6 protein-coding genes and 1 pseudogene are annotated in these 8549 nt (G+C 43.8%); 3 read left to right on the top strand and 4 right to left on the bottom strand.

Features of this window, described 5'->3' with window-relative positions; translation table 11 throughout:
• Window positions 1–227 precede the first annotated feature (227 nt).
• From V7K27_RS25725 to V7K27_RS25710, 4 genes and pseudogenes are all read right to left on the bottom strand, one after another.
• A complete protein-coding gene (locus V7K27_RS25725) occupies window positions 228–1682 on the bottom strand; it encodes a dihydrolipoyl dehydrogenase family protein (RefSeq protein WP_334951082.1) in 1455 nt (484 codons plus the stop codon).
• A gap of 188 nt (window positions 1683–1870) precedes the next feature.
• A complete protein-coding gene (cobD, locus tag V7K27_RS25720) occupies window positions 1871–2908 on the bottom strand; it encodes a threonine-phosphate decarboxylase CobD (RefSeq protein ID WP_334951080.1) in 1038 nt (345 codons plus the stop codon).
• Window positions 2909–2934: 26 nt separating this feature from the next.
• Entirely contained in the window at window positions 2935–3219 is a 285-nt protein-coding gene (locus tag V7K27_RS25715; RefSeq protein WP_292753636.1) for an HU family DNA-binding protein, read from the bottom strand.
• A 476-nt stretch (window positions 3220–3695) separates the two neighbouring features.
• Window positions 3696–3941, bottom strand: a pseudogene (locus tag V7K27_RS25710) (Uma2 family endonuclease); the annotation flags it as partial.
• Between the two features lie 422 nt (window positions 3942–4363).
• Here V7K27_RS25710 and V7K27_RS25705 point away from each other — a divergent pair.
• The 3 genes from V7K27_RS25705 to V7K27_RS25695 all read left to right on the top strand — a co-directional run bounded on the left by V7K27_RS25705 (window position 4364) and on the right by V7K27_RS25695 (window position 8452).
• Window positions 4364–6091 (top strand): S8 family serine peptidase, encoded by a 1728-nt coding sequence (locus V7K27_RS25705; protein ID WP_334951078.1) that lies wholly within the window; start codon window positions 4364–4366, stop codon window positions 6089–6091.
• A gap of 535 nt (window positions 6092–6626) precedes the next feature.
• Entirely contained in the window at window positions 6627–6926 is a 300-nt protein-coding gene (locus tag V7K27_RS25700) for a hypothetical protein (RefSeq protein WP_334951077.1), read from the top strand.
• A gap of 236 nt (window positions 6927–7162) precedes the next feature.
• A complete protein-coding gene (locus V7K27_RS25695) occupies window positions 7163–8452 on the top strand; it encodes a glucose-1-phosphate adenylyltransferase (protein ID WP_334951075.1) in 1290 nt (429 codons plus the stop codon).
• The last annotated feature ends 97 nt before the right edge of the window (window positions 8453–8549 follow it).

The following is an 8549-nucleotide window of genomic DNA, read 5'->3' as shown; positions in this document are numbered from 1 at the left end:
GTATCACTAAGAACATCAATTGCAATGTTCTTAGATTACATCTTATGCTGACTTTTTGCTTAAGTTGACACCAATGAGCACTGCTGTGCCCCTACGACAGATGTGGTTCAAATACATGATTTCTGCTGTAATTCCCCTGCCTAACGACGGCAGAAAGTATGTAAGTCTTGTTCTAAATCCCCGTTACAAAACTGTACTTCCGACTTCCGACTTGTTTAACTCCCCATTCACAAATTCCAGTTGCGGCGGAAATGAAAGAAGCCTTCTAAAAACTCTTGCAAAGCAATATTGCTATTTAACCTCTGCTTACTCCACTCTCTTGTAGTTTGTTCCAGAATTTCTGAGAAACTAGGATAGACGGGAGATAGATTTGCTAAATCTTTGACTTTAATTTTTTGTGACATTATTAAACCAATCAAATTAATCAACTCTCCACTTTCTGCCCCTAATATCGAAGCTCCCAAAATTTCGCCGTTGCGTAGCACAATTAATTTACACATACCAGTGGTTTCGTCCCGAAGTTGGGCTGCTGCCACAGTTTTAAAATATTGTCGCAAAACTAAGATTTCATCTCGACTAAATTGGCGTTTTGCCTGCGTCTCTGTTAAACCCACTTGCGCCAGCATCGGTACAGAAAACATCGCCCAAGGAATGGAGCGATAATCTACTCGTAACCTGGGGAAAAAGAGTGCATTGTTCAGCGCAATTTTTGCTTCATAATTAGCGATATTGGCAAAGTCGTAACCACCAATTACATCACCACAAGCGTAAATGCGGTGGTTAGTGGTTTGCAGTTTATCATTCACCACTAAGCTACGCCGATGCCATTTCACACCTACTGTTGCCAAATTTAATGATTCAATATTCGGCTGATGTCCAGTCGCCACTAAAATTTCATCAGTTTCAATTGCCTTATCTCCTGCTTGAACCCACTTTTTATCCTCAATTAGCCTCACCTGAGTTACTGATTTTTTGGTGAGGACGCGCACACCTTCAACTTCCAACTGCCCCTGAAGCAGCATGGCTATCTCAGGGTCTAGATATGGGAGAATATAGGGATGCTTGACTACCAGCGTCACACTGCAACCAAACCGCGCTAAAGTTTGAGCGATTTCAATGCTTTGGGGAATTCCGCCGATAATCACCCAATTTTTGGGTAATGTCGCTCCCTTTAAGGATTGCCAAATATTAGATAGGGTTAGATAGCCGGTGGCTTGCAATCCGTCAATCTCTGGAATTTCTGGACGCGAACCACTGGCCAGCAAATAGGCACGGGCGCGTAGTAGACGATTATTAACGGCAAAAGTCAGTTGGGGTGAAGATTGAAATTCACCACTGCCAACGATGACATCGACTCCCCGTGCGGCTAGGATGGCTGGAGAATGCTGTTCTTTGAGATTTGAGGCGACGCATTCAGCATACAGCATCGCTTCTTGCCATGCCATAGATATGTGGCATTCTTCTGAGGTATGAGAGTGTGTGGCATGAATACCAAAAGTAGCGGCATCATTTAACTTTTGCGCCAGTTTACCAATTTCGGTAAGAGCATGGTGATAAGTAAACCCATAGTCTACTTTCGGTTCCACCAGGGCAACTGTAGCACGTAGTTGGGTTGCAGCAAGGGCAGCGTAGTATCCAGCAAGACTGCCGCCAATAATTACAACATCATAATCAATAGTCATTTGTCATTTGTCATTTGTCATTTGTCATTGGGCATGGGGCATTGGGCATTGGGCATTGGGCATTGGGCATGGGGCATGGGGCATGAGGCATAAGGCATTTGGCATATTTATTTTCCTTGTCCCTGTTCTCTCCCCTGCTCCCCTGCTCCTCTGCTCCCTGCTCCCTCATCTCCCCTACTCCCCACTCCCTACTCCCCACTCAGCGCTGTTAGTAAGCGTTGGTTATCGGACTCTCCACGTACAGCAACCCGGAAAAAGCGATCGCCTAGTTCTTTAAAGCTAAGGCAATCGCGGATTAAAATCTGGTGATGCTTGAGTAATTGTTGCTGTAACTGGGAAGTAGACTCTTGGGACTCAACTAGTAAAAAGTTAGCGGCACTTGCTTGGGGTTGTAATCCGGGGATTTTAACCAAACCCTGAAAGAGTTGGTTTCGTGCAGGTGGTAGCCATGCCCAGGTTTGCTGCTGAAACTCCGTATCTTGGAGTGCCGCAATTGCCGCCGCCGCCGCTAGCGTGTTTACGGGCCAAGGATCACGCCATAGCTGCCATTTAGCTAGGCAGTCGGGGTGTGCGATCGCATATCCTAATCGCAGTCCTGGGAGACTGTAAAATTTGGTCAGCGATCGCAATACTACTAAATTCGGATATTCCTGCACCACCGGAATCAGGCTTTGTTCCTCATTGGGCGGCACAAAATCCATAAATGCTTCATCCACCACAACTAAAGCAAATTGCTCCAAGTAGGGCAAAATAGACTCCCGCGAAAATAGCTTTCCGGTTGGGTTGTGGGGATTATTCAGCAATAGTCCTTTGTCCTTTGCGAATGACCAATGACCAGTGACTAATGACAAAGGACACTCCAGCACTTTAGCCTTGTACGCTACCAAGGTTCGGTAGTAGTCGCCAAAGGCTGGAGTTATTAAAATTGTCGCGGCTAATTGAGCTAATTCCTTACCGATTAAAGTGAGTAATTCTGCGGAGCCGTTACCCGGCAGAATCCACTCAGGCGGCAGTTGATGGAAGTGACTGAGAGCTAGTCTCAGTTCACTATAATTTGGGTCTGGATAGTGCTTAAGATTACCAAGTTGGGACTTAATAGCAGCGATCGCGCTATTTGGAGGCCCCAACGGGCTGATGCTAGCAGAAAAATCCAGAATAGCATCAGGGGAACAGCCAGCCAGTGCTGCTGCCCAGGCTAAATTTCCCCCGTGTGCAGGTTGCCGCATTAAAAAAGGGTTCCCGAAGACAGAACCTATGCTTTTGGGGGTGCTACCTTTTCTCTAAACAGTTTTCCTGCCGAGAACGCCGGAACCCTCGTGGCTGGAATTTCCATCTTTTCATTTGTTTTCGGGTTGCGACCCTCGCGGGCTTTACGTTCCCGTGATTCAAATGAGCCAAATCCTACCAACGTTACCTTATCACCAGAGGAAACCGCTTCAATAATGGTTTCCAAAGCGGCAGTTAAAACTTGATCCGCTTGTTTCTTGGTAACACCAGCTTTTTCAGCTACGGCATCAACTAATTCACCCTTGTTCATATCAAACTCCTGAAGGTTTACTTGAGATTCTTTACGGATGCGCCTTGACACATCTGTACTGAAATCTCGGTTCGCGGAAATACAAAAATCATCCTTTGGGAGTATTTTCACTCAAAATCGCTGTACATCCCATCGGCTCGACTTTTCAATGAATCATTCTAAGGTGTTGTAGCCTAATGTGGATAGATGAAACCATTAATTTATATAGATTTCAGGATGTTTTGTAATATTAGGGTAGTTGTTTCCCTAAAAACCACCCCAAAACTAGGAAAAAATACCTAGTAAATACCGCGATTGCCAGGGGAACAGAGGAGTGGGGAGGTGGGAGATCGTTAGTATTTGTTGGGATTAATTACTAATGTTGAAGAGTTGTTGCTGAGAATAAAGTAAATATCTCGTCCTGCCAGCAGAAATCATATATTTAAACCACATCTATCGTCGGGAACATTGATCATGGGTGTCAACTTAACGTTACACCAGAATTCGGGGACTCCGATCGCAGCATAAAGCCTCAGTTTGTCTATTGCAGACCTGGAATGTTCCACCTCTAACACCAAGTCTGAGGGTGGGGCGATCGCTATGTCAATATTTTCTTGATCTCGAACTAACGCTTCATTTTGGATGTAGTAGCTACTATCTGGCTCTGCTCTTTGCTCTAAATCATCTCGCGTTCAAGTTAGCGAACCAGCACGTTTAATTTCCCAGCCCAACTCTTCGCACAATTAGTTGTACTGAAAGGTTTCAAATTGTTACAAAATCGATATTGGCTAGCATGGATCAGAACAAGGCGATTAGGAGTTAGCAATTGTCTTAAGAATAACTTCCCGCCTTTTAAGCTTATTTGATGTTATCTCTGAAAAAATAGATTATAGTCACATCAAATAATCAAAGGTAAAAAACTACATAGTCTGCGTTAACGCTAAAGTGACTTATCCTGCTACTGACTTTTCACGGTATCTGGAAAACCTCACTTCTATTTCTCTCTACTTTCAGGAGAGAGACTTTGAATTTTCCCCCTCTTCCCTTGTAGGGAAGGGGGCTAGGGGGTTAGGTCAATCGTTAGCTTTTCCACATAACGTTAAAAGTCAGATCCTGCTAAAATCACTATTTTGCTGATATAAAATAAATTTAATTTGAGGTAAAAATGAGACACGAAAAACTTTCCCCCGGACTACTTTTGGCATTTCAAGACTATCAAAATGAAGGAGATAAAGCTTTAGTTCATCACAAAAAATCCCTTGGGATTATTGCCCACAAAAGTCCAGTTAAGCCTACTAAGAGCGTCGTTTTTATCTACTGCGACCCTGATGCAGACTTGAGTTATTTATCACAACATAATATTGAAGTTAATCAAAACTCTGGGAGTGTGCGGACGGCTTTTTTACCCTTGGATAGTTTAGATGTGTTATCTGAAGAAGATGTGATTCAGAGGATTAAGCCATCACGCAAACTTCATTTGAGGATGGACACTGCACTGGAAAAAGTCAAACTGCCGGAGTTCAAGAACCAAACCGGATTGACTGGTAAAGGAGTAATCATTGGCATTATAGACAGTGGCATTGATCCGAAACACCCCGCCTTTGCTGGACGAATTTTACACATTTGGGATCAAACACTGCCAGGCCCAGGAGTGACAGAGGGCGGCTATGGGGCGGAATTTACGGGAGCGCAACTGACAATTTCTCAGGATACTGGCGGTCATGGTACTCACGTTGCTGGAATTGCCGCCGGTGCCGATGCTAACTATGGCGGTGTCGCACCAGAAGCGGAATTAGTTGTCGTCAGGTCAGATTTACAGGATGCCCACATTGCTGATGGCGTTCGTTATATTTTCCGAGTTGCTAGAGAGTTGGGACGCCCAGCAGTGGTAAATCTCAGCTTGGGTGGACACGCTGATGCTCATGATGGTAGCGACTCCTTATCGAAAGTCATTAACGCCGAAACGGGACCGGGAAGAATTGTTTGCTGTGCTGCGGGTAACGAAGGAAACTATAACATTCATGGAGAAGCGACGATACCCAGTGGACGCAGTCGTGGTATGCGCTTTAATGTTCCTTTGAATCAAGTAGGCATAGTTTGGTTAAACGGTTGGTATTCCAAAGACAGCGAATTGGAAGTGTCGCTGCAAAGTCCTAACGGTTTTGTCACCCCCTTCCAAAAAATAATTACTCAGGGTAATGCTGCACAAGATTACCAGTTACCAGATGCACGGGTGCAATTAGCGACACCAGGGCCAGATAAAGCCAACAGCGACCATAATTTCTTTCTGCAAATACGTGGTATTGACCCCTCGCCAGTAATGGGAGGTGTTTGGCAGTTAAAAGTACGCAATGCTTCTGCAACTGACACATGTTTAAATGTGTGGACACTAGATGACAGTTCCTCAGTGTTTTTCACAGGTAAAAGTGTGAAAGATGCGATAAAAATCGGTTCGCCAGGAGCCGCCAGCAGTGCAATTACAGTTGCCGCCTATACTACTAAAGCCACGTACACAGATATTGATGACCAAGTGCGAGAAATGGGCTTAGAATTGAATACTATTTCGGAATTTAGTAGTGAAGGGCCTCTACGGAATGATGGACAGAAGCCGGATGTAGCAGCACCAGGAGCAATGATTGTTTCTACGCTTTCCGCCGATGCAAATTTTGACCGCTCATCGATGATTAATTCCAAGTTTGTGGTTCAGGCTGGTACAAGTATGGCGACACCATTAGTCAGTGGGTTAGTGGCACTCCTGTTGCAGCGCGATCCTCAACTCGATCCGGCTGCTGTGAAAGATTTGCTACGTAAAAATAGTGCTATTCCCGGAAAACCCGCAGGCACATTTGATCACAAATGGGGTTATGGAGTGATTAACGCCTTAAATCTCTAATTAGGATTTAGAGACACGGTATATTTAAATACTCAATATCGTGTCTCTTGAGTTAATATCAGATTTCCCTTCTCGACTCTCAATATTAGATTGTATAGGACTAGTATTTGATTTCTGAAATGCAGGTAGTGAACCCTCATGGCTTTAATAGTGCATTAGACGTAGGTTGGGTGGAGCGGAGCGCAACCCAACATATAAGTATCTGTGCAAAATTAATTTCATACTAACATCGTCTGAAATGCTTGTAAAACCGTCATTTTAGGTTAAATAAATGTGTAAATAATTTTGCCTGAGTACTTATCAGGATGTTGGGTTACGCAAAGCCTCCACCCAACAAAGCAATTTGTTTGCAATCATTTTAGCCATGACAGGCTACTACAAGACTACCGAGATTTTTTCAGAAATCAAATATGATTCCTATATGATTATTTCATGATTCTCTAATTCTGTACAAGGGTAGGCAATAAAAACCTATAAATTTGATAAGTTGTAGGATGAGCGAAAATTGCCTACCCTTTTTACCAAGTTACTGCTCATGAATTATCAAAAGCTAGATGCTGCCCTGGCGACAGCGCTCAATGATACTCAAGACCCAGAGGAACCGAGTTTAGCAGTTTTCATCCATACTGAACCAATTTTAGACTCTGCTGCAACTGCTGTTTTAGCAAGTTTAGGCGTCAGTGATGTTACCAGTGGCAAAGATATTTTCACGGCAACACTGTCAGCAAATGCGATTTCCCAGTTGTCAGAGCAATCTTGGGTGAAGTATTTGAAGCGATCGCACCAATTACGTTTGGTTAATCAGAGCAAAAGTTTAGGTGGCTTCAGTGTTTGATCAACAAGAATTCAGGAGTCAGAATTCAGTACGATTGGGGTTGGCTGCGCGATCGCTCCCCAACTTTTCCCGTCAATTAATACAAATGTTCTAATTGTTTATTTGCTACCACCATCATTCATCACCACCAGCATTCTAGAAAATTCATCCCTAAGAATCATATAATCACCCTTACCAGCTGCCACATACAGTCCTAAACTGGGAGTGAGAGTTGAAAGGCAGTCGGGAGAAATTTTGTGAAAAAAGTATTATCAATCATTCTTGGTGGTGGCGCGGGTACGCGTCTTTATCCCCTAACCAAACTCCGTGCTAAACCAGCAGTACCAGTAGCAGGGAAGTACCGCTTGATCGATATCCCTGTTAGTAACTGCATAAATTCCGAAATATTCAAAATCTACGTCCTGACACAATACAACTCAGCTTCCCTGAATCGTCACATCGCCCGCACCTACAATTTTAGTGGGTTCAGCGAAGGCTTTGTGGAAGTGCTAGCCGCACAGCAAACGTTAGAAAACCCCAACTGGTTCCAAGGTACAGCCGATGCTGTGCGTCAGTATCTATGGCTGTTAGAAGAATGGAATGTAGACGAATATCTGATTCTCTCAGGGGATCACCTCTACCGCATGGATTACCGTCTGTTTATCCAGCGTCATAGAGAAACGGGTGCTGATATCACTCTCTCAGTCATCCCCATAGACGAGCGCCGCGCCTCAGATTTTGGTTTAATGAAAATTGACGATTCTGGTAGGGTTGTTGACTTTAGCGAAAAACCTAAAGGCGAAGCTTTAACTAAAATGCGCGTCGATACCAGTATCCTGGGATTGACAAAAGAACAAGCCCAATTACAGCCTTACATCGCCTCAATGGGGATTTATGTCTTTAAAAGAGATGTTTTGATCAAGTTGTTGAAAGAATCTTTAGAACGGACGGATTTTGGTAAAGAAATTATTCCTGATGCTTCTAAGGATTACAACGTTCAAGCTTATCTATTTGATGACTATTGGGAAGATATTGGAACAATTGAGGCATTTTATCATGCCAACTTAGCGCTGACTCAGCAACCCCAGCCACCCTTTAGTTTCTACGATGAAGAAGCGCCAATTTATACCCGCGCTCGTTACTTACCTCCAACTAAACTTTTAGATTGCCACATCACCGAATCAATTATCGGCGAAGGTTGTATTTTGAAGAATTGCCGCATTCAACATTCAGTTTTAGGAGTGCGATCGCGGATTGAATCTGGCTGCGTCATCGAAGAGTCTTTGCTGATGGGTGCAGATTTTTATCAAGCTTCTGTAGAACGGCAATCTAACGTAGAAAAAGGTGACATTCCCGTAGGTATTGGTACTGACTCGCTCATTCGCCGTGCGATCATCGATAAAAACGCCAGTATCGGTCACGATGTCAAAATTATCAATAAAGATAATGTGCAAGAAGCTGACCGTGAAAGTCAAGGTTTCTACATCCGCAGTGGCATCGTTGTCGTACTGAAAAATGCTGTAATTCCTGATGGAACGATCATTTAGTCATTAGTCATTAGTCATTAGTCATTGGTCATTAGTCATTGGTCATTAGTCCAGGACTTACGCACTCAAAACCTGAAACCTAGATCCCCCCTAACCC

This window comes from Nostoc sp. (assembly GCF_036919575.1).
In the GTDB taxonomy this organism is placed as follows: domain Bacteria; phylum Cyanobacteriota; class Cyanobacteriia; order Cyanobacteriales; family Nostocaceae; genus Nostoc.
Note: the sequence above shows the minus strand (reverse complement) of the source record. Positions and strands in the feature narration are given on the sequence as shown.